This is a genomic window from Streptomyces sp. NBC_01017, from assembly GCF_045162795.1.
Classification (GTDB): Bacteria; Actinomycetota; Actinomycetes; order Streptomycetales; family Streptomycetaceae; genus Streptomyces; species Streptomyces machairae.
In genome coordinates this window covers 262,113-281,630 of record NZ_CP108683.1, presented here as the reverse complement: position 1 = coordinate 281,630, position 19,518 = coordinate 262,113, and the positions used below count along the sequence as shown (strand labels likewise).

At 68.0% G+C, this 19,518-nt stretch carries 19 protein-coding genes and 3 pseudogenes; 4 read left to right on the top strand and 18 right to left on the bottom strand.

What is annotated here, in order from left to right; translation table 11 throughout:
• Positions 1-14 precede the first annotated feature (14 nt).
• From OG331_RS01470 to OG331_RS01445, 6 genes are all read right to left on the bottom strand, one after another.
• Positions 15-1,259, bottom strand: coding sequence for a lanthionine synthetase C family protein (locus OG331_RS01470; protein WP_406190841.1), 1,245 nt, complete (start codon positions 1,257-1,259; stop codon positions 15-17).
• Complete coding sequence (locus OG331_RS01465; RefSeq protein WP_406190838.1) at positions 1,256-4,159, bottom strand: lantibiotic dehydratase; 2,904 nt, start codon at positions 4,157-4,159, stop codon at positions 1,256-1,258. The genes OG331_RS01470 and OG331_RS01465 overlap by 4 nt, the downstream gene beginning before the upstream one ends.
• 84 nt (positions 4,160-4,243) lie before the next feature.
• The gene (locus OG331_RS01460) at positions 4,244-4,426 is read right to left on the bottom strand and encodes an FxLD family lanthipeptide (RefSeq protein ID WP_406190835.1); all 183 of its coding nucleotides are present in this window, start codon (positions 4,424-4,426) and stop codon (positions 4,244-4,246) included.
• 61 nt (positions 4,427-4,487) lie between these two features.
• Positions 4,488-5,696 (bottom strand): methyltransferase, FxLD system, encoded by a 1,209-nt coding sequence (gene fxlM / locus OG331_RS01455; RefSeq protein ID WP_406190832.1) that lies wholly within the window; start codon positions 5,694-5,696, stop codon positions 4,488-4,490.
• A gap of 282 nt (positions 5,697-5,978) precedes the next feature.
• Positions 5,979-6,566, bottom strand: coding sequence for a hypothetical protein (locus OG331_RS01450; protein ID WP_406190829.1), 588 nt, complete (start codon positions 6,564-6,566; stop codon positions 5,979-5,981).
• Positions 6,567-6,668: 102 nt separating this feature from the next.
• Positions 6,669-7,853 (bottom strand): helix-turn-helix domain-containing protein, encoded by a 1,185-nt coding sequence (locus OG331_RS01445; RefSeq protein WP_406190826.1) that lies wholly within the window; start codon positions 7,851-7,853, stop codon positions 6,669-6,671.
• A 116-nt stretch (positions 7,854-7,969) separates the two neighbouring features.
• Here OG331_RS01445 and OG331_RS01440 point away from each other — a divergent pair, with 116 nt between their 5' ends.
• Positions 7,970-8,515 carry a flavoprotein gene (locus OG331_RS01440; protein WP_406190823.1) on the top strand — a complete coding sequence of 182 codons (546 nt, stop codon included), beginning with the start codon at positions 7,970-7,972 and terminating at the stop codon, positions 8,513-8,515.
• Between the two features lie 255 nt (positions 8,516-8,770).
• Here the strand turns inward: OG331_RS01440 and OG331_RS01435 are convergent, their stop codons facing one another.
• From OG331_RS01435 to OG331_RS01420, 4 genes are all read right to left on the bottom strand, one after another.
• Positions 8,771-9,685 (bottom strand): replication-relaxation family protein, encoded by a 915-nt coding sequence (locus OG331_RS01435; RefSeq protein WP_406190820.1) that lies wholly within the window; start codon positions 9,683-9,685, stop codon positions 8,771-8,773.
• Positions 9,686-10,027: 342 nt separating this feature from the next.
• On the bottom strand, positions 10,028-10,741 hold the full coding sequence (locus OG331_RS01430; protein ID WP_406190818.1) for a hypothetical protein: 714 nt from the start codon (positions 10,739-10,741) through the stop codon (positions 10,028-10,030).
• A gap of 132 nt (positions 10,742-10,873) precedes the next feature.
• Positions 10,874-11,020: a hypothetical protein gene (locus OG331_RS01425; RefSeq protein ID WP_406190815.1), complete on the bottom strand. Its 147-nt coding sequence runs from the start codon at positions 11,018-11,020 to the stop codon at positions 10,874-10,876.
• Between the two features lie 23 nt (positions 11,021-11,043).
• A complete protein-coding gene (locus tag OG331_RS01420) occupies positions 11,044-11,208 on the bottom strand; it encodes a hypothetical protein (RefSeq protein ID WP_406190813.1) in 165 nt (54 codons plus the stop codon).
• A 426-nt stretch (positions 11,209-11,634) separates the two neighbouring features.
• On the opposite strand from OG331_RS01420, the gene OG331_RS01415 reads away from it, so the two are divergent.
• Complete coding sequence (locus tag OG331_RS01415) at positions 11,635-12,405, top strand: class I SAM-dependent methyltransferase (protein WP_406190810.1); 771 nt, start codon at positions 11,635-11,637, stop codon at positions 12,403-12,405.
• Positions 12,406-13,099: 694 nt separating this feature from the next.
• Here OG331_RS01415 and OG331_RS01410 read toward each other — a convergent pair.
• The 7 genes and pseudogenes from OG331_RS01410 to OG331_RS01380 all read right to left on the bottom strand — a co-directional run.
• Positions 13,100-13,583 (bottom strand): annotated as a pseudogene (locus OG331_RS01410) (transposase); the annotation flags it as partial.
• Between the two features lie 75 nt (positions 13,584-13,658).
• Complete coding sequence (locus OG331_RS01405) at positions 13,659-13,826, bottom strand: hypothetical protein (RefSeq protein WP_406190807.1); 168 nt, start codon at positions 13,824-13,826, stop codon at positions 13,659-13,661.
• Entirely contained in the window at positions 13,823-13,990 is a 168-nt protein-coding gene (locus tag OG331_RS01400; RefSeq protein ID WP_406190804.1) for a hypothetical protein, read from the bottom strand. Before OG331_RS01400 ends, OG331_RS01405 begins: the two co-directional genes overlap by 4 nt.
• On the bottom strand, positions 13,987-14,178 hold the full coding sequence (locus OG331_RS01395) for a hypothetical protein (RefSeq protein WP_406190340.1): 192 nt from the start codon (positions 14,176-14,178) through the stop codon (positions 13,987-13,989). Before OG331_RS01395 ends, OG331_RS01400 begins: the two co-directional genes overlap by 4 nt.
• A 741-nt stretch (positions 14,179-14,919) precedes the next feature.
• Positions 14,920-15,126, bottom strand: coding sequence for a transposase family protein (locus tag OG331_RS01390; protein ID WP_406190801.1), 207 nt, complete (start codon positions 15,124-15,126; stop codon positions 14,920-14,922).
• A complete protein-coding gene (locus tag OG331_RS01385; protein ID WP_406190798.1) occupies positions 15,123-15,578 on the bottom strand; it encodes a transposase family protein in 456 nt (151 codons plus the stop codon). Before OG331_RS01385 ends, OG331_RS01390 begins: the two co-directional genes overlap by 4 nt.
• Before the next feature lie 97 nt (positions 15,579-15,675).
• Positions 15,676-16,800: a Fic family protein gene (locus OG331_RS01380; RefSeq protein WP_406190795.1), complete on the bottom strand. Its 1,125-nt coding sequence runs from the start codon at positions 16,798-16,800 to the stop codon at positions 15,676-15,678.
• A gap of 52 nt (positions 16,801-16,852) precedes the next feature.
• Here OG331_RS01380 and OG331_RS01375 point away from each other — a divergent pair.
• Positions 16,853-16,951, top strand: a pseudogene (locus OG331_RS01375) (IS6 family transposase); the annotation flags it as partial.
• A 72-nt stretch (positions 16,952-17,023) separates the two neighbouring features.
• Positions 17,024-17,720: pseudogene (locus OG331_RS01370) on the top strand (IS6 family transposase); the annotation flags it as partial.
• A 349-nt stretch (positions 17,721-18,069) separates the two neighbouring features.
• Here OG331_RS01370 and OG331_RS01365 read toward each other — a convergent pair.
• Positions 18,070-19,278, bottom strand: a complete 1,209-nt coding sequence (locus OG331_RS01365) for a PP2C family protein-serine/threonine phosphatase (protein WP_406209584.1) — start codon at positions 19,276-19,278, stop codon at positions 18,070-18,072.
• Positions 19,279-19,518: the final 240 nt, after the last annotated feature.

Below are 19,518 nucleotides of genomic sequence, written 5' to 3'. Positions count from 1 at the left end.
GTCTCCGTGATGTTTTACGCCAGGGCGAGGAAGGTGTCCCAGTGCGGTGCCGGCGCGCTGCCTGTGCCGACGGTGTGCAGGGCGAGGGCCGCTCCGGCAGCTCCGTCGAGGAGTTCCGGGTCGTGGTCGTCCTTGCCGAGCGCGGTGATCAGACGGTCGGCCAGATGGTGCAGCTCCGCAGTGATCTCGGAGTTACCCGTCTCGGTGGCCATCCGCCACCCGGCCTGCAGCAGGCCGGCCATGCCGTGGCACAGCCCGATCTCGGGGAGTCTGTCCAGCTGAAGCGGGTCGCGTAGGGTCGCCAGTATCGCGTTCTCCGCAGCCCACACGCGGGCTGAGTCCTCGAGGGCAAGTCCCGCCAGTTGCTGGGCGCGAGCCGTACCGCTGACTCCGTAGCACCAGGAGGAGCGGGGACGAAGGGCGGAATGGACGTGGTTGTCGGCCGCCTGTTGCCTTGAGATATAGCCCGGCCACCAAGAGGTGGTCTCGTCGCCTTGACGCCATTGGTCTGTCCAAGCACAGATCCGTTCAACCGCATCGACCGTGCCGGGCACGGCCAGGTCGCGCAGCAGTGCCAGGGACAGAACGGACAGGGCGGAGCCGATGCCGTGGGAGAGGCCGAAGTTCCCGTGCCCGCCGGGGTAGTCGGCGTGGGGTGAACCAGTGGGTGCGACGTTCATCCACCATGGCGGTAGTCCGGCCGGATCGCGCCGGGGCTCGGTCAGGCGCACGAGGTAAGTCAGGACGTCCCGGGTGATCTCAGTGTGGGGGTGCCGACTCAGGTGATACGCGCCCAGCCCTGACAGGCCCTGGATCAGGTCGAATTCCTCCATGGGAGGCCGCTCAGCGCGGTCGATGCGCCGGTGAGCCTCAGTCAGGCGGTTCCGGGTGACGGTGAGGGTCGCTTGGTCCAGCTTCTGCAGAAGGCGCAGGTACCGGCTCGATGCGCTGGCCGCGCGGTGCGTGATGAACGCGAGGGCGGGAGCGCCGAAGTACAGGTTCGCGTTGGCCGCTGCGCTGACTTCGCCGTGCACGGCCGTGGCCAGCCAGGTGTGCGCGGTCTCCCAGTCGCCGCGGCCGGTCCGGGCACGCTCGACGTGCAGCAGGGCGATCCCCGAGGCTCCGCCGGCGAGCGACTGCGGCCAAGCCCGCACGCCTTCGGGCCGGCCACCGGGCCACACAGCGCTCGGGGCGGATAGTGCGCCGGCCAGCTCGTCGGCGGTCGCCAGCACAGTCGGGATGGGGGCTGTCGTGGTCACGCTGTCCTCCTTGCTTGTGCCGTCCAGCTCAGGGCGGCAGCTCGAGCCAGGTGCAGGTGCGTGCGTTCCTCGGGCAGTCCGGGCCCGCTCATCCGCACGTGGTGGAGATGCAGCAAATCCGGCAACACGTCGTGGGGGTGTGTGGCCGTGACGGTGAGCGTGTGGGCGTAGGCAGCCAGTGCCGCGCGCCGGGCGGACCAGGCCGCGGTGACACGCTCGTCCAGGACCGGAGGGTCGGAGTTCATCAGGTCGACGGCTTGCCGGTAGATGGCGCGGGGCGGAGCGGCCCGATCGGTGCGTGTGTGGTCTATGAGCCACTGCATCGCCGCGGCGTCGTCGCCGAGCAGGCCGATCGCGATGTCCACTATGCTCGCGGCGGTCACCGCGCGGACGTCCGGGGCGTCCCTTCCGGCTTGGGCGGCGAGTTGGGCCAGAGCGGCCGCGGAGTCGGCGGCGAAATACTGCTCGGCCGCGTCGATCGCTGCGGGGCCGCCGAACCGCGCGGTCTCCGGGTGGTAGGTCTCCACGCCTGCGTGGGTGATCAGGCCGCTGTGCCGAAGCTGCTGGGTCCACTCCCCGATGCGCTCGATGGCCGAGCCGACGGTGCCGGGCGCGCAGATCAGACGGAGGCGAAGGTGGTCGTCGGGGTCCAGGTAGCGGACGAACCACCAGCGGGGGTGGCCCAGTTCTTTGAGCAGGGTCGGCAGGTGCCGGGTCAGGAGAGGGTTCTGCCAGCCGCGGTGTCCGTGGAGCTGGAGGTAGATGCGGTTGCCGCAGCCGGGCAGGTGGCCGTGCTCTCGGCTGACAACGTGGCCCCCTGCCTGGACGGGGACCACGTTTTGCTCTGTGGCCAGGGGGATGACGACCTCGTGGGCGTGACCGCTGGTCCAGCCCAGATCCTCGGGGGCCGGCGCGGGGCGCAGCGTTACCGTGCCGTCGCGGTCCAGGTGCGTGCGCAGGAGGGCCCGGTGTGAGGGCTCCATCAGGTCGAGGGCCATGCACTGGTCGGCCTCACTCAGGTACACCCGCTCAGGCAGCTGCACGTCGCGGCGCCATTGGGCCAGGGCTTCGTCCCACTGCGGCCAGGGTGTCGGCGCGGCGGGGAGGTCGTCACTGGCGAGGAGCCAGCGGGCCGGGGACAGGATCGTGCGTCCGTAGCGCAGCGCGGGCAGGAACGGCAGGTTGGAGGCGGCGGTGCCCCACACGAACCCGGTGCACGGGACGGCCAGTGCGACGGGTGCCTCGGTCAAGAACCGGGCCAGCGGATGCGAGTGGTAGCCCAGGTCTACGGCGTTCAGCAGCAGCGTGTGCACCGGGCGCCGGCGGGAGAGCGAGACCAGGTGAAGCCGTTCGGTGTCGGCGGTCACCGCGAGGTCTGTTACCGGGATGAGGTTGGTGTCCGAGCCGTGGTAGTCACCGAGTGAGATCACCAACTCGGTCGCCTGCAGGGCACGCGCGACGTTCTCAGCACGCACGGACAGCGGGGTGGAGCTGATCTGCGCGACGAGCGCACCTTTGTGTACACCGGGCAGTCCGGCGCTCACCTTGGTCATGCGGCGGAGGTCCTCGTCGTCCAGCAGGCCCAGGAAGCGGCCGGTGGTCGCGCCAGCCGAGCGTGCCACCCCGACGACGTGAAGCGTGAACTCCCCCTGCTCCAGCATCGGAACGCTCGCTGCGTCGATGCGGACGGTCACCTCTGTGCTCGGTTGGACGGCGTGGCCGGGATCTGTGGTGGCCAGCTCCTCGATCGCGGCATCGTCGAGTTCGACTTCAAGGCGGCGTTGCATCCCGGCGGCATGGGCGAGCTTGATAAGTCGTCTGTCACGGTCGGGCAGGGGGGAAGGTGCTGGCGTGGAGGTGGAACCGAGATACCCGGAGGGGTACCCGAGCGCGTCAATGGCGTCCACGACGGGGACGGCCGCCCTTGGCCCGTACCGCTCGAGGAACTGGCCGTGCCACTCGGCCCATCCGGTCAGCGCCGGGCGGGGCGCGAGACGGGTGAGCGCCTTGGCTGCCGCTGCCGCCTCCTGGGCCACCGTTTCCGGGACGACCAGGTCCCAGTCCATCCGCAGGTCGAGCGCGGTCTTTGGGGCCTCGCGTAAATTTGCTGTCTCATCGGGCGCGAGACGCCGTGTGTGGGTGAGGAGGGTGGCGAGCGGGTCGGTGTCCGTCATTGCCGGGCGGAGGCTGGTGATCAGGAATCGTTGCCTGACCAAGCCCCCGAGGAGCTTTTCGATCGTGGCGAGCGGCGTGGTCGGGAAACTGGCGGAGAGTTTGGCGACGAGGTCGCTCCAGAGGATCGGAGTCCGCGCGCTGTTCAGGGCTTCGAGGACCGGTGCTGTCACCCGTAGCTGCACGTGTTCCGGAACGCCGTCGCGTGTGCCGCTGGGACGATGCTCGATCACCACGCACTCGTCGCGCTCGACGATGAGGCTGGAGGCGAGCAGCATTAGGTGGGGCCGCAGTCCGCTGTGCTCCTCGAACTGGTCGACGAGGGCCGTGATCCATGTCGCGTCGGGTCGGGTAGATGCCTGGTGCTCGGTTCCCATGCGTAGCGCGGTGGTGGTGCCTATTCGTGCGGCTGCAACCCCGGCGAAGAGACCGAACGGGGTGGCGCGCGTGTGGGCCCGCAGCAGGTAGCGGAGGGCCGCGAGCACGGTGCGGCGTACAGAAGAGCCCGCCAGCGGCTGGCCGGCACAGATCTGGCCCACTCGCCTCGCAAGGTCGGGGCTTGCGGCTTCGACGGCGGTCGCGAAGTCGGCGATTTGCCAGGTCTGTTGCAGCCACGCCCGCCACGTCTCCGTGTTCGCCGACGGGCCGGTCAGCTCCGGCCAGACCACCGGATGGTCGTAGTTCCACGCAGCCGCCCGGATCACTGCTGCATCAACGAAGCGATACACACACCCTCCTGTGGGTGAGCGGTGCCCGGCCTCGCCCATGACTGAGGCGCGGCCGGGCACCGCGAGAATCGCGGTCTGGTGCTGTTACGGGCAGCTCGTGCATGCGGACGCGCACGTCGAGCCGCAGCCGTCGTTGGTCAGACGGATGAGCTGGTCAGCGGCGGGGCCGCCTTCGACGATCGTGATGTCCAGCTCGAAGGGGTCTGGTCCGGGCGCTATCTGTCCGGCGACCGGCGGAGCAATCGGGTGGTCCAGTTGAACGGTCATGCATGCCTCCTCGGCATTAGGGGATGGTGCGTGCCGGGGCCCGGGAGTGGGCCCCGGAGGCTTAGTGCCAGGACACCGCGAGGATGCCGTGCCGCTTCTGCACGGTGACCTGGAGCGGAGATGACGGGGCAGGACCCGGCAGGTACCTGATCGTGGCTGCTCCCCGACGGCGGTGGTTCTTGGCCCAGCACCGGAGTAGGCCTGTGTACTGGGCCGCGAGAGCTTCGGCCTGCGGGCCGTGGGCGACCACGCCGCTCTCGAAGCCCCCGGTGTCCTGGTTCTCGCGGCGGGTGCGGTACGCGATGCTGTCCTGGCTGACCAGGGCTGGCACACCGAGCAGGGCTGATGCGTCGACGAGCCCGCTGTCGACGACGTCCTTGGACGCGTGCAGCCGGGCGGTGCTCGACAGGTTGAGCGTGAGGTACAGCTCCAGCTCGTCGGGCAGGTCGTAGGCCGCGCCCGACCAGTGCTCCAGCCTGGGAGTGTCCAGGGCGCGGTTCAGTGCCTGCGTGTTGAGGAGTACCTGCTCGTCGTCGGTCTGGACGGCGACGCCGTCCCGCAGCATTGCTTTGCGTTCTTCCTTGGCGGCTCCTTCACCCTGCATGGGTACGAAGCGCGCCAGACGGTAGGAGTGGCTGATCAGGTCCTTGCCGTCGCGGTCGAACGCGATCGAGCGGGTGGTGCCGCGTACGGTCAGCGGGACGACGAGCCGGCCGTTGTCCTTGAGCTCGCTGATCCACGACGGAGGGATGTCCCACGCTGCCGCGGTGACGATGATCCGGTCATACGGGGCGCCGTCCGGCACCCCGGTCTCGCCGTCGGCGAGGACCGTCTTCACTTGGCCGTACCCGGCGTCGTCCAGGCACAGGCGGGCGCGGTCGACGATGTCATGGTCGATGTCGACTGTGGTGACCACGCCGTCGCTGCCTACGAGTTCCTCGATGAGCGCGGCGTTGTAGCCGCCGGAACCGATCTCCAGGACCTTCATGCCGGGCTCGATGCCGGCCTGCTCCAGCATCACGGCCTGGAGATGAGCGGCGGACATGACGCTGATGTCCAGGCCGTGTTCGTCCTTCTTGACCGCAACGGTGCTGTGGAGGTCGTAGGCGAGGCCGAGGGGCGCGGCCGGTGCGAACAGGTGCCGGGGAACCACGGCGAAGGCGGCGGCGACAGGCTCGGACGTGATCGCGTCCTGGTCACGGAGCGCCCGGACCATGTCCGCACGTAGTGCGTCGGGCTCGCGAACAGTCGAGTCGTCAATCGCAGTCATTCGATTACCTGGATTCTGTTGGGGTTTTGGGGCTCGTCGGTGGCAGCCTCGGTCACATCGAGGCCGGTGGGAGTGGCGTATAGACGCCTGCGCTGCATGGCACAGCGGCTGAGCTGTCACAACCAACTCGTCTTGGTGTACGTGTGCCAGTGCGGGTGGCCCTCGTGGCCAGGTGGCTGCGTGCACCGCAATGGCTCGGTCGGTTGCTCCGCCCAGCAGTAGCCCGCGGTCCGTCCAGCGGACTGTTCGGTGCGCACCGTGTGGCGCTCGCCGTAGGGCGGTTCATGCGTCCAGCCCCTCGTCGAGCTTCTCCCGGCCTGCGCCGATCAGACGGCCGACGAGGAGCGGCCGGCACAGCACTGAGGCCGATTCCATCGGCACCGACCAGTACGAGGCGCGGGTGGCAGCGTCCAACTCTTCAGCATCGACGGGTGGTACGCCGAGCAGTGTGCCGCTGCCGAGGACGTCGACGTCCATGGCGCGCCAGTCGTCGAAGTCTGCCTTCTCGCGGTACGTGCGGGGTGTGCTGGCGGGCACGAGCGCGTAGTAGCGGGGGTTGCGCGGGTCGCAGATGACCGGGCCGCCGTCGAGCGCGCTGTTGAGGAAGGCGTCGATTTCGTGGGGCACGACGGTGTTGGCGAGGGCCATGACGAGGGGGCCCGGGAGTCGGACGGCTGAGAAAAGGCATCCGAGCGGCAGCATGGCGACGCCCTGCTCTCGCCATGCCACACGGGCTCGAGCGCGGCCGGTGGCGGGGAGCGTGGAAAGCAGCCAGTGTTCGACCGCGAGGCGTCGGTCTGATGCAGGGTGAACGAGGATCCCGGGCGCGGTCTGTACCGGCCGTAACGCCTGCTCGCTGTGGTCGCTCATGCGCACGTCTCCCCGGTCACGCGTGGTCTGTCTCAACATCTGTGACCGTAGGGGCTGGCATGGGGCACAACGCCTACACATATGTAGGCGTTGTAGGCGCACCTACAAACCGATCCAGGCAGCCATGTGGTGGAGCGTGTCCGGCGTCCGCCGGGACAGATGCACCAGGCCGCTGATCGTCTCGCGGGCGCCGGGGTGATAGCGGGTCTGCTCCGGTGCCGCATGCCGGGCGTCTACAAGGGACCGCAGCGCGGCCTCCGCATGTCCGGTCTCCATCTCCGTGCGCGCCCGGTCGATGAAGAAGTGGGCGCGCCGGCTGGTGGCGAGCGACGGCGGAAGCTTGATCTTCCGGGACTGCTTCAGTGCGGCGTCGTAGTGGCGCATCTCCACCGCGGCAGACATCCTGTGCAGCGCGACGTTCGTCGGGCCGAAGCTGAGCCAGTGGACGTCGGAGGAGTCGCCGATCCGCGTCGCGATCTGCCGGGCCTCCGAGATGTGGTCGACGACGGTGCTCGTCTGCCGGGCCCGCGCCGCGATGACGGACGCTCCGAGGTGCAGTTGGCCGGTGACGGCGAGCGCCTCGCGGGTGGGGTCCGCGGCACCGACGATGCATTGGCCTGAGGAGATCAGGCGCTGCCCGATCGTGTACTCGCCCTCCCGGAAGTAGACGAGCGCGCGCATGTACTGGCGGACCGCGCCCAGGCAGGGATCGGATGCGCGTTCGGCGGCCCACGCCATCCGGTCCAGGGCGACGGCAGATAGGTCGTAGTAGCCGAGCTTGACGGTGATGTCGTGGGCGGTGCGGTACGTCGACGCGAGAGCTTGCCACAGTTCCGTGGACGGCTGCGCCCAGGCGGTGTAGGTGAGTTCGGCGATCGTTCCCGGCAGTGCTCGTGCGGCGTTGCGCAGATGTGTGGCCCGAACTTCGGAGCACAGCCGGTCCGCCTCCTTAATGAGCGCGGGCGTCGGCCGGGTGCTCAGGTCTGGGTTCACTCCGAGGTCGTACAGGTCGAGGGCTTCACGAATCGGCCGGACGAGCTCGGCGAGCCGGTCGCGCTGCAATTCGGTCACGTAGGGCTGCCCCGTGAGGGTGGTGACGTCGATCTTGAGGGCGTGAGCGACGGCGGCAACGAAGTCGCTGGTTGCTGGGCGCAGGCCGCACTCGACCGAGTTGAGCAGGCCATACGAATAGGGGATGCGGTCGGCGAGTTCGCGCTGCGTGAGCCTGGCCAGTTTCCGCTGTTCGCGGATGCGGGCGCCCGTGCTGTCGTCGTCCCGGTTGGGCATACTCGTCTCCGTTCCTAAGGCCACTTGGAACGGTACCCGCGCAGCAGGGCGCGGGGCAGGCGTCCGCCCTCGACTCCATCTGGATCGGGGGCGGTTGCATGTGATCCACTGCCCGCATGACCTCACGGACTCTGTACCTGTTCGGCTCGGCTGCGCCCCCCGTCTTCGACGTGGCGAAGGTTGTCGAGGACGCTCAGCGTCGCGGCTTCGACGTGTGCCTCGGATTGACGCCGACCGCGGCGAGCTGGCTGGACGAGAGCCTCGACGGGCTGGCCGCTCTGACGGGGAACCCGGTGCGGTGGGAGTACAAGCAGCCTGGTGAGCCGGACGTGTGGCCGAAGGCGGACGTGATCCTGGTGGCGCCGGCCACCTTCAACACCGTCAACGCGTGGGCGCTCGGCATCACTCGAGACTTCGTCGTCGGGGTTGTCGCCGAGGGGATCGGCAAGGGCATCCCGATGGTGGCGATGCCGTGTGTGAATGCCGCTTACGTGCAGCACCGTCGTTTCGAGCGGAGCGTCGCCGAGCTGCGGGAGATGGGCGTCGAAGTCCTGTTCGGGGAGGGCGGGTTCGTGCCGAACCAGCCGGGCTCGGGGAAGCCGAATGCGTACCCGTGGCACCTGGCGCTGGACGCCGCCGAACGGATTGCGGAAAGGCCATGACAGCCGTAAGTGATCCGGTGCCCGGGGCGAGAGCCTTGTGCCATGTCCCCCTCCTCTCAGCGCCCGGGCGTCTTGCGCTCTGCTGCGGCTGTGAACGAGGACGTTCGCGCGCTCTGGCCGCATCCGGGCGGGCGGCTTACGGATGAGGAGCGGGCGGCGTGGGGAGTGGCTGTTGCAGGACGAGTCGTCGTCTCCCGAGCAGGAGTGAGGCATATCCGAAACCGTCGGTGGCCTTCTTGGCGTGGGGCCTTGTGATCACAAGTGGGTCCAGGGGCGGGGCTGGCCCCCAGCTAACGGTACCCATATCTTCGCCGAGGGGCCGTGGTGTTCGATGTCTTCGAGGACGGTGGCTCCGAGTGGGACTTCGCGGGCGAGGGCGGCGACGAGTGGGTGCTGAGCGGTCATCGCCTGTAGATCGCTGATCCGGTTCCTCAGTCTGGGCCGGGGGGCGCCGGTGAGTATGAAGAGGACGCGGGGGTAGACGGGGTACCAGCGCAGCCACGCCGGGCCGGCGGAAGCCTGCCTGTGGCGGCCGACGGGTTGGGCTTCGTACCGGAACAGTCTGGCGTACTCGATCAGTTTCACGGCCAGGCGTTCGCTGCTCATGGTGGTGCGGTCGACCTCTACGAACGCGCGCAGTTTCAGCCGGTGTTCGCTGCCGGTGACGGTGTAGTGCATGACGGCGTCGGCTACGAGCCGTTCTCCTTCGCCGATGGGGTGAGCTACTTCCGGGGTCCAGTCCCACGGGCCGTGTTCGTGTCCGAGTCTGCGGGCGTCTGCTGCAAAGGGCAGATGGGTGCGGACCACGGTGAGCGTGTGGGGCGTCTTCAGCGATGCTGCGGTGGTTGAGGTGATGGGGTAGGGCGGGCGGCCCCGCAGGGCAGGGAGGTCGCGGGTCAGGCGTGCCCCTTCGGGGGTGAGGTACCAGGCGTGCGTACGTGAACGGTCCTTGCCCGACAGCGGGGTGAGGTCGACGAAGCCCGCATCCCGCAGCTTGTTCAGCACGCGGGAGAACAGCTGGCGGGAGCTGTCCGGCCGGAGCATCTGGCGCAGCTGGCTGGTCGTGGCCATGCGGTGCAGGGCGAGCGCGGTCAGGACCTGCAGGCGCAACGGTTCGGCAGGGCTGGGGGCCAACTCTGCGGCCGGGGCACGTGATGGGGAACGAGTCATGGGAAGCAGGCAACCCGTCCACTGCGACCCGAGCCCCGACCAAGAGACCCCGACCACGGTTACGACACAAGAACGATCGCGTGGTCGGGGCGGTGGTCGGGCGTGCCCACCGCCGGCCACGAGAGTGCGCGATGGGACATCGTGACCGCGGCGGATGCGCCCACGGAGGCGATGTCGGAAGTTTGGCGATGGCCGGTCCGCAGCAGCTGATGCTGCTGCGGGGCGTGGTGGCGAGCCACGCCATGCCGGCCATCGTGCGACATCCGGCCCGCAAGGGACCAACTCCCCAAACCGGCTGCCGCGTATCTGGGGCGGTGAGCGCAGGCGCGTTCACCGCAGGTTCTACTTCCTGGACCGCTGGGCGGCCTGCTGGAGGATGCGCCGGCGTGTCCACCGCCGGCGTCCCTTCTGGCGCCCTGCTTCGGTGACACCGTCCGTGGTCTTCAACAGCGGAAGGTTGCCCTGGGACAGGCTGCTGGAGAAGGAGCCGATGCTCTTGAACCCCAGCAGGGCGGCCGCCTGGCTCGCTCCCAGGAGTTCGTCGGGGTCGCCGTCGACGGGAACGTCGGGCAGGGGCGGCGACTGTTTGGCCCCGGCGCGTCTTCCGCGGCCGGGCCGGGTGGCCATCCACTCCTTGAGGGTCTGCACCTTCCACAGCTGCCGGCGGTAGGGGTTCTCGGCCGTGCCCTTCACTTCGACGACGTCTGGTTCGGGGAAGTAGCCGGGGTGGTCGCGCACGAAGGTGGTGACCTGGTTGGAGTTCTTGTAGCCGAGATACCTCGAGGCGTCCGCGGCGTTCAGCAGCGTCTCCGGGTCCAGAGAGGGCGGTGTGTGTTCAGCGAGCCGTGCCGGCGCGCGGTGCGCGAACCACTCGGTGACCTCCGCGTGGTCCCACAGGCGAGCGCGGCCGCGCTTGTCGACGGGCTCGGGGAAGGTCTCGCCGGCCGCGTTCTGCTCCTGCCCGGTGTAGAGGCCGCTGATCCTGGAGGGAGTCAGGCCCTGTTCAGCCGCGATCTCGGCAGCGTCAGCCAGGCGAGGCTCATCGCCCGAGGTCACGGCAGAACCGTCCGTCCTGTCAGCAGCGAGCCGGCCAGCCCGACCCGCAAAGCAAATAATGGCAGGAGTTCAGGTTGGGCGTCCAGCCCGCGGCTCAAGGTCGTTGCCGTGGGGCTGCGCTCGCGGCTCGCCTTACTCCTCGGGGATCAAGCAGATACCGCGGCGCGCGGCGTCCTTGGCCATCTCCGCGTAGGCGATGGCGGCCGGTGTCATCTCCCACTCGACCAGGGCCAGCAGCAGGATTACCTCGTCGCGGTCCTGCGAGGCATCACACGGCATGCCGGCTGTCTGCGCGGCGAGCATTAGATCCGTGGTGGGCAGCCGGCGAGACGCGCTGCCACATCCTGGTGCAGATCCTCAAGGCCGCGCTGGTACAACTCGTTCGCCTCGCTCAGGAGCCGCACCAGATCCTCGTCCTGGCTGGCCGGTGCCGCCGCAGCGAGGTCAAGGATGCGCTGGCTCGTCATCAGCAGCAGTATGCCTTTCAGGTAAGGCCCGAGGCGCCCCGAATGCGCAGGGGAAGCGGGCGTGGCCGTTGCGGTTACCGGCGGTCGTGGTGCGCTATGTCGGCCTCACTGCGACGCTCCGTCTTCAGGGCGCCCGGACTGCTCCTGCAAAGCGGTGAATCGCGGTCCGTCGTCGGCAGACGATGCCGGGCTCGAGTGGCCCGCAGGCTGCGGACTGCCGGATCAGGGCGGTGATCCACCAGGCAGCTCAGAGGCTACTCGCCCTGGACTGCTCGTCCTCGGCTGCAGGTCGCCGGCTAGCAGTTGCAGGTGGTAGCGGCTTTCGTTGTCCTCGATAGGGTTGCCGTTTGCCATCGGGGCGTCGAAGGGGCGTGGATGACTGTGCAGTGTGGGGTCGACATGGCACGTAGTCAGGTATTTGGCGAGGTGGCTGAGCTCTACGATGCTGCTCGCCCTGGATATTCGGATGCTCTGGTTGCGGAGGTGCTGTCGTACGCGGCTTTGGGTGACCGTGCGGCGGTGGAGGTCGGCGCGGGGACCGGCAAGGCGACGGTGCTGTTCGCAGCGGCGGGCACGCCGCTGGTGTGCATCGAGCCTGACCCACGTATGGCAGAGGTACTGCGCCGCAACACCGTGAATTGTCCCGGGGTGCGGCTGCATGTCGGCGCTTTCGAGGACTGGCAGCCGGAACAGCGTGGTTTCGGGCTGGTCTTCGCTGCTACGTCCTGGCACTGGACAGATCCGGAGCGGCGTTGGGGCTTGGTGCACGATGCCCTTGCGCCGGGCGGCGCGGTGGCGTTGTTCTGGAACCCGCAGGGGGTCCACGACACGGATCTGCACGCTGCGCTGGCCGATGTCGACGGTCGCCACGGGATTGCCGGTGCACCGCACAGTGAGCTGGCGTCCTCCTTCGGCGAGGTGCCCGGGAGGTGGGGTGGGCTGCCGTCCGGCTGGCCGGAGGACGAGTGCCGCCGCGACGGCCGTTTCACGGACTTTCGTGCCGTCCGGTACCGGCAGGACCAGTACTACGACACTGACCACTACCTGGGATATCTGGCCTCGCTCTCGCGCTATCGCGTCCTGCCCTCCGGCCGGCGTGAGCAGGCCCTCGCTGAGACTGCCCAGGTCCTGAACGCCCACGGGGGCGGCATCTCCATGGCCCTGTTCAGTGACCTCTTCCTCTCCCGGGGGCGGTGAGCCGTGCCCCAGCACCGGGCCGGAGCGCCACGGAACCAACGTCCGCGCCACCGTGACCGCGAGCTGATCCGCCACCAGCTCGGACAGTGTGGCCGCGCACGCCAACAGTCCAACCCAGCTCGAAGAACGGCCGGACCTGGCCAACTGCACGGGCGACACCCGCAGTGCGCCGGTTCTGTGGGAACCCCTGTTGCGCTGGAAGTTGCGCTAGATGTTGCGCCAGGGGGTTGCGGTAGGGGTTGCGTTAGATGTTGCGTGGCCTCGAAGCCGGCTTCCACATCACCCCAGATCAACCCAACAATCAGCCCTGGTACGCCTGTTGACATCCCCTCTGCCGCCGCTCTCCCTGCCCGAATGAGAGAAAGGGTGGGGGCGGGGCTGGGACGGCGCGGCGTGCTTCGGGGATCGGGGGCGATGTGGGTGGTTGTTGCGCGTCGGCCGGTCGGCCGCCGCGCTGGGAGTGTGGGGGCCTGTCCGGCCTGAGCTGGGGGCGGTGAAAGGCAGTGAGAGGCAGGCCACGCCCTCACCCTCGCCTCGATCTTTCGTGACGGTCTGCCGACGGAGTCGGCAGACCGTCACGCGTTCCATGGCTGCTGGTGGGCAGGCCAGTAGCCCGACTGACGTGTCGGGTGGGCGCCGGGTTCCACTGTTCCGGAGACGATGGTGCTGCTCGCAGGGACGGGAAAACTACTGGTCAGACTGGGTTGGGCAGTTTGTGGAGCCGTTCGAGGGCGCTGGTGACGACATTGGTCCAGGGCCAGTGGCGGGCGAGGCGGAGGATCTGGCGGCGGCCGGTGGTGACGAGCTGGCCGGGCCGGGCTGAACAGGCGGAGCCGCAGGCGACGGGGCTCCCAGAGCCGGGGCCTTCACGTTCAGCGCAAGCATCGGCATCCAGGCCAGCAGCTCGAGTGCGATCTGGACGATCTCCAGCCAGACCCTGTTCTACGCGGTGTCGTGCAGGGGCAGGTTCCGCAGGCCGGTGGCGCGGGCAGCCCGGATGCGGTCCTCGGCCCGTGCCCGCAGGCGGTGGCGGAGTTCGAGTGCGGCGATGGGCCGGCCGGTCGTGTTGGTGGCGAAGCACGCGATCCGCATGCCATCGGCGTCCGTGATCCTCAGCTGGGCCCGGGGTGCGGTCGTTCCTTCCGAACGATCTGTCGCATGCCCTTTGGCCGGCCGTCCCTTTTGCAGGCGGGGTGATTGGGCCACGGCCCTTGGTAGCAGAAGCCTGATATGAACGGTGTCTTCAACGGCGCTCAGCCGCAGCCATGGCAGCCTTCCATCCGTTGAGGTACGAAGCCTTCTTCTCGACGGCGGACGGCATGGCCCGCCGCATCCTGTCGATACAGCTCCTCGACGGCGCGGGCGATACACTCGCTCTCCGCGTTGCGCCTGTCTCTGTACTGGCAGTCGCAGTCGGTCATGATTCCTCCACCCTCACGTCCGTGGCGCGCACTGTGCCCCGCACCCCTTTGTCGAAGTCGACGACGCAGACAGCCATGAAGTTGCCCTGGGCGGGGATGAACTTCACTACCGTCCCCTTGTCGCCCTGGTACCGCACGCGGTCCTCTGCTTTGAACTCGGTCATTCGTCTCTCCTCAGTAGTGCGTCACAGGCGGCCACCCCGAAATTGTCGGGGTCCTTATTGAAGGCCTCGGCGATTTCATCGGCCAGGCGGTTGGCGTAGACGTCAAGCATGGCCTCCCACTTCATCCCGTTGGCGTGCAACAGGGCCATTTCGCCCGCTAGTTTCTTTCTCATTTTATCCTTGCCCATCGCTCGGGGTTCTTGGCGGCCATCTCGGCGGTGCGGCTGCTGCACTTACCGAGACCCGCTCCGAGATTTTCTTGGTCCCTCGAACTCGTATGTCCCGTCCAGGTCGCCGTACTTGCCGATGCCTCGCCTGGACGTACGCATGCTGACAAGCTGGTCAGCCACCTAGCCCACTCCGCACCCCTCCAATACTTACTCCATCCCGGTGGGATTTCGCAGGTCAAAGGGAACGATCGGGTCGTGTCCCGCAACGTGGTGTAAGGGATCAAGCGCTGGGCGCTCCGGGTTCGAGGTCCAGGGAGATCTGTGTGGAGGTGGCATTCCACGAAGCCTCCTGGTAGGGCGATTTGGGTGCCCGGTCGGGCCGAGTCACCGTCCCTGGCCTGCGGATTCCAGTGCCTTGATCCCCTACACCTCGTCCTGGCGGGACGCCATCAACGATCGGCGACCCTGCGATCTGACGAAGCCAATCGAGCACATCGGCAGGCTTTGGCGTGCCAGGGCCATTCAAGGATGCCGCAAGCGTATCGACGCCCTCTGTCGCGGCTCCCCGCTACTGCTCCCAGTTATTCAAGAAGCGCCATCTCGTTTCGTCCAAGATTTCCATGCTGTGCCTGCTCTCGAGGCGGAATGCATGTTCATCTCATGCTAGTCAGCTGCCTCCTCATCGCTGTGCCCATTCGGGTGCGTCAGTGGGCAGAATGGCACTGCCAATTGGTGCCGCCGCACACGCCAGGAGCCTTTTCACGTGTAGATCATGAGGGTGAGAATCGCGGTAGCTGCTGACGCGAGTCTGTTCGGGCTGATGCGGGCGTGCCGGCAGATCCGCCATTGCTTGATCCGGGAGATGGGCCGCTCGACGGGAGCGCGCAGTGCTGCGTGGACCTTGTTCGAGGCTTGGTGCTTGTCGGGCAGTTCCGCCTTCGGGCGGCGGTTGACCGGGGTGATCACAGTGCCGTCGGCACGACGTATCCCTTGTCCGCGAGGACCTCGAGGTCCTGTTGCGCGCAGGTGTTGACGATAGCGTGCTTGCGGGCGGCCGTTACGGCGTGGGTGCCGGCGGGCAGAGCGGGCGAGATCCACAGCAGTTTTCCGTCTTCCGCGGTGATGACCTGCAGATTCATGCCCTCGCGGTGGACTTTGCCGCAGTAGTGGCCGGCAGCTGCCACCCGGTCGGACTCCGCCACGGTGCCGTCCAGCAGCAGGTACCCGTCCGCATGATGGCTGGTGAGCGCCTCGGTCAACGAGGGTGCGTGGATAGCGAGTTGCTCGATCGTGTGGTTCACGTAGCGCCAGGCAGTGGCCGTGCTGATGCCGAAGCTTGCGGCGATCTGTTCGAGGGTGTCGTGCTTGCGCAGGTAGACCAGGTGCACCGGGCCCGGTCGTACGGACGTAGTCGGCACTGTCGGCCAGCTTCACAGGACGCGATCACCATGACCAAGCTCTGTAAATCCTGATAGACCGGCACCTCACGGCTGACGGTAAGGCTCGCGGTACAGATCAGTGTGGACCTCCGCATGCACCTTGCCGCGGATCTCCCGGAGAACAGAGCCGCCGGTGTACCGCTGGGTGCGGGCGTGGCCGACAGACTCGATGAGGTCCAGGCGGCGCAGGGTACGGAGGTCGGCCAGAGCCTGGTCGCGGGTGAGGGATTCCAGTTTGGTAGGTGGTGCGCCGCAGGTGCCCCTGGGTGGCGGCGTACAGGGCGGAGACGGTGCGTTCGTCGAGTCGGTGCTGCTCGGCGAGGCGCTCCAGGAGGAACCAGAGCCGGGCCGCCGCTTCGAAACGGCGCTGCACTTCTTGGGCCTGGAGGTGGTGGGCGGTGAGGCAGAACCTGATCCAGGAGGCGGCATCACGCTCCGGCTGCCACGAGGTACGGACATCGCGCAGGGCTGCGTGGTACTCGCGGGTGTTGTACTCGTCCGTGCCGAGCCACTCCTCGATGCTAGAGAACTCGGGGGCGAGGATGCCCTCGCGCGCCAGGACCAGGGTGTGGACGGCGCGGGACATCCGGCCGTTACCGTCGCGCCAGGGGTGGATGGAGACAAGGTTGAAGTGCGCCATGGAGGCCCGTACGAGGGCCGGGGCGTCCAGGTCCCCTTCGGCGAGCCAGTGGACGAGCTCGCCCATCAATTCGGGGACCTGCTCGGGGTCCGGGGCGGTGTAGACCGGTGGACGGCCCGGACCGCCGGAGACCCAGACGCCGCTGGTGCGGTACTCGCCGGGGCGCACGTCGCGGTCGACGCCCCTGGCGATCATGAAGTGCAGGGCCGAGAGCAGGGTGTGGTCCCAGGCGAAGATCTGGAATTCCGCGGCGTGCTGGACGTAGGTGAGGGCGTCGCGGTAGCCGATGACGGCGTTACGGGTGGCCTCGTTGGTCTCGGGGGAGATGTCCCCGCCGGCGATCAGAGTTTCGGCGTCCTCGGAACTGATCGTGTAGCCCTCGATATGGGTTGACCCCCGGACCGCGGCCGCGGTGAGCGACGGAGCTGCCCCTCCCAGCGGCGGGGCTGGGCGAGCCGGTGACGGAACTCGGTACGGAGTGCCTCGATCTCGTCGATGACACGGCGGTCGTCCGAGGTGAGGGGAGGTGTGGTGAACAGCACGCTCGATGCTACGACACACGTAGCATCGGAGTTTCATCCTTTCGGTGGTACAGCGGTAAGAAATCTTTACTGAGCTGATGCTGGAGCGCGGCGTGATCGTCTCCTGCGAGATGGTCCGGCGGTGGTGTCTGAAGTTCGGGCAGGCCCACGCCAGCAGCCTGCGCCGGCGGGGCACTGTCACGTTGTCGGTGACGGGGTTGGGATGACCTTCGGGTTGATGCCTTGGGGGAGGGGAGCCGGCCGTGCCGGATGTGCCGCCGTCGTACAGCAACCACCGGTACCCGGTGGAGGTGATCTCGCACTGTGTGTGGTTGTACTTCCGGTTCCCGCTCAGCTTCCGCGAGGTGGAGGAGCTCATGGTCGAGCGCGGGGTGTCGTCGTCTCCTACGAGACCGTGCGCCGCTGGTGTCTGAAGTTCGGCCAGGTCTACGCCGACTCGCTGCGCCGATGGCGTCCGCAGCCCGGTGACACGTGGCACTTGGACGAGGTGTTCATCAAGGTCAACGGTGTGCAGAAGTACCTGTGGCGGGCCGTCGACCAGAACGGCAGCGTGCTCGGCATCCTTGTTCAGAGCCGGCGTGACAAGGCTGCGGCCGGGCGTTTCTTCCGCCGGCTCCTGAAGACGACCGGGCAGGTGCCGAGGGTGCTCGTTAGCGGCAGGCTCCGCTCCTACGATGCCGCTCACCGTGAGGTGATGCCCTCGGTGGAGCACCGCTTGCACAAGGGCTTGAACAATCGGGCGGAGAACTCCCACCAGCCCACCCGGCAGCGTGAACGCGTGATGAAAGGCTTCCGGTCCGTCGGATCAGCACAACGGTATCCGGACCGCGTCCACCGGGATCTCACCCCACTTCCGACCCCACCGCCACCTGACGACAGCCGGGCCGCCACCGCCTCGAAATGACCATCTGCTTCACCATCTGGAACCACATCACCGGCGGGGCACGAGCCTGCCCGCCACAGCCTGAACAACGGAGCCCTCCCGGCCCAACACATCCTGGCGCATCGTCAACCGATCGCGCCGCCGACAATGTGACAACGCCCTGGGAGTGCATCGGCGGGAGTGGAGCCCAACGGGGCAGTGATCCTGGGTCCCCTCGGGCCGTGTCCCGGACTGGCATGGGTCGTGAGGGGCCCGGCTTCGCGTGTGGCTCGGTCAGGGAGTGCCCATGGCGGTCCGTGGTGAGTGGACCGCCATGGCCGGGCAGCGGGAGCTGCGTGCCGTGGACTTCGTCAATTGTGGTGCGGCGCTCGGCTGCGGCGGGGGCGAAGTGTCTTGGGCTTCGGCTCAGTCCAGGGTGGCGAGGTGGTCGGCAGCGCCCCCGCGCCACTCGATGAGGAAGAGGGTTGCGTCGTCGCTGGTCGTGCCGCCCCGTTCCTCCAGCAAGGCGTGGGAGAGAGAGCGCGCCACCGCCCGCACTCCCTTCTCGGCTCGCTCGATGCTGTTGACCCAGTCGATGAGTTGTTCCACGCCGAACTGCTCCCCGCCGGCTTCGTGCTCCTCGATCAGGCCATCGGTGAAGCACAGCACCCGGTCGCCACGCTGCAGGGTCTGCTCGCTGATCCGGGGCTGTTCACCGCCTAAGCCGACCGGCAAGGTGGTCGCACTCTCCAGCTGCCGGACGACTTGGTGATCGCGGATCAGCAGCGGTGCCGGGTGGCCCGCATTGACCCGTTGAAGGTGGCCGGTTGCGACATTCAGGCGCATCATCTGCGCGGTGACGAAGTGGTCGGGCCCGAACTGGTCGGAGATGGCCCGGTCCATGAAGGCGTACATCTCGGACAGGCCGATGTCGGCGCGTCTGGCGTGACGGTAAGCGCCGATGGCGACGGTCGCCATATTGGCGGCGTCCAGGCCATGGCCCATCGCGTCGATGGTAGCCACGTGCAGGATGTCGTCGTTGAGGGCGTAGTCGAAGCTGTCTCCGGCGACGTTGTAAGCGGGTTCGAGGATTCCGGCCACCGCGACCTGCGGAGTGGACATGGCCACTGGCGGCAGCAGGGACCACTGGATTTCCGCGGCCACGCTCATCGGTTCGCGGCGCCGGGCGAGGAAGAACTGGTCGGTGTAGCTGTGCTTGGTGACCAGCATGTCGGCGACCAGGCCCGCGAGTCTGCGTAGCAGCCGCCGGTCGTCGTCATCGGCGGTATCCAGGGTGAGGGCCATCACTCCCACCTGGTCGCTGCCGTCCAGCAACGGCAGGTACATCCGGACGCCGTCGGCCTGCGGTACCTCCACAGGGGTCGCTTGCAGGAAAGCCGTGCCGGCGTGGGAGTCACCGATCGGCTCGGGCTCGCCGACGGTCAGCCGCCTCCCCGGCAGCGGCACCAGCACCCGCTGTCCGTAGTCCTGCAGGAGGATCGAGACGTCGTGGCCACCGACTCTGGCCACCTCTTCCGCGATCAGCGGGGCGATCAGCTGCGGCGGCATCTCGTGCGCCCGGTCCAGCAGCACCCCCAGCAGCCGCTCACCGAACCCTTCCGACCGGTCCACCATGGCCTTCTCATGCCGCCGCCCACCGTCCGCCACAGCCGCTCCCTTTCACCACAGCAGAGCCGGTTTCGCCTATGCGGCGGTCCCTCCAAGGGGCCGCTCGCCAGGCGGCATGGCCTTGGGCCCGGGGGTTTGGTGCCGACCCGGCTCACCTTGCAGATCCGCTCGTAGACCCACTTACGCGATCTGTACACACGGGTCCTGACCAACCGGTGATCAACCCGCACAGAGTGACGCGGCCGA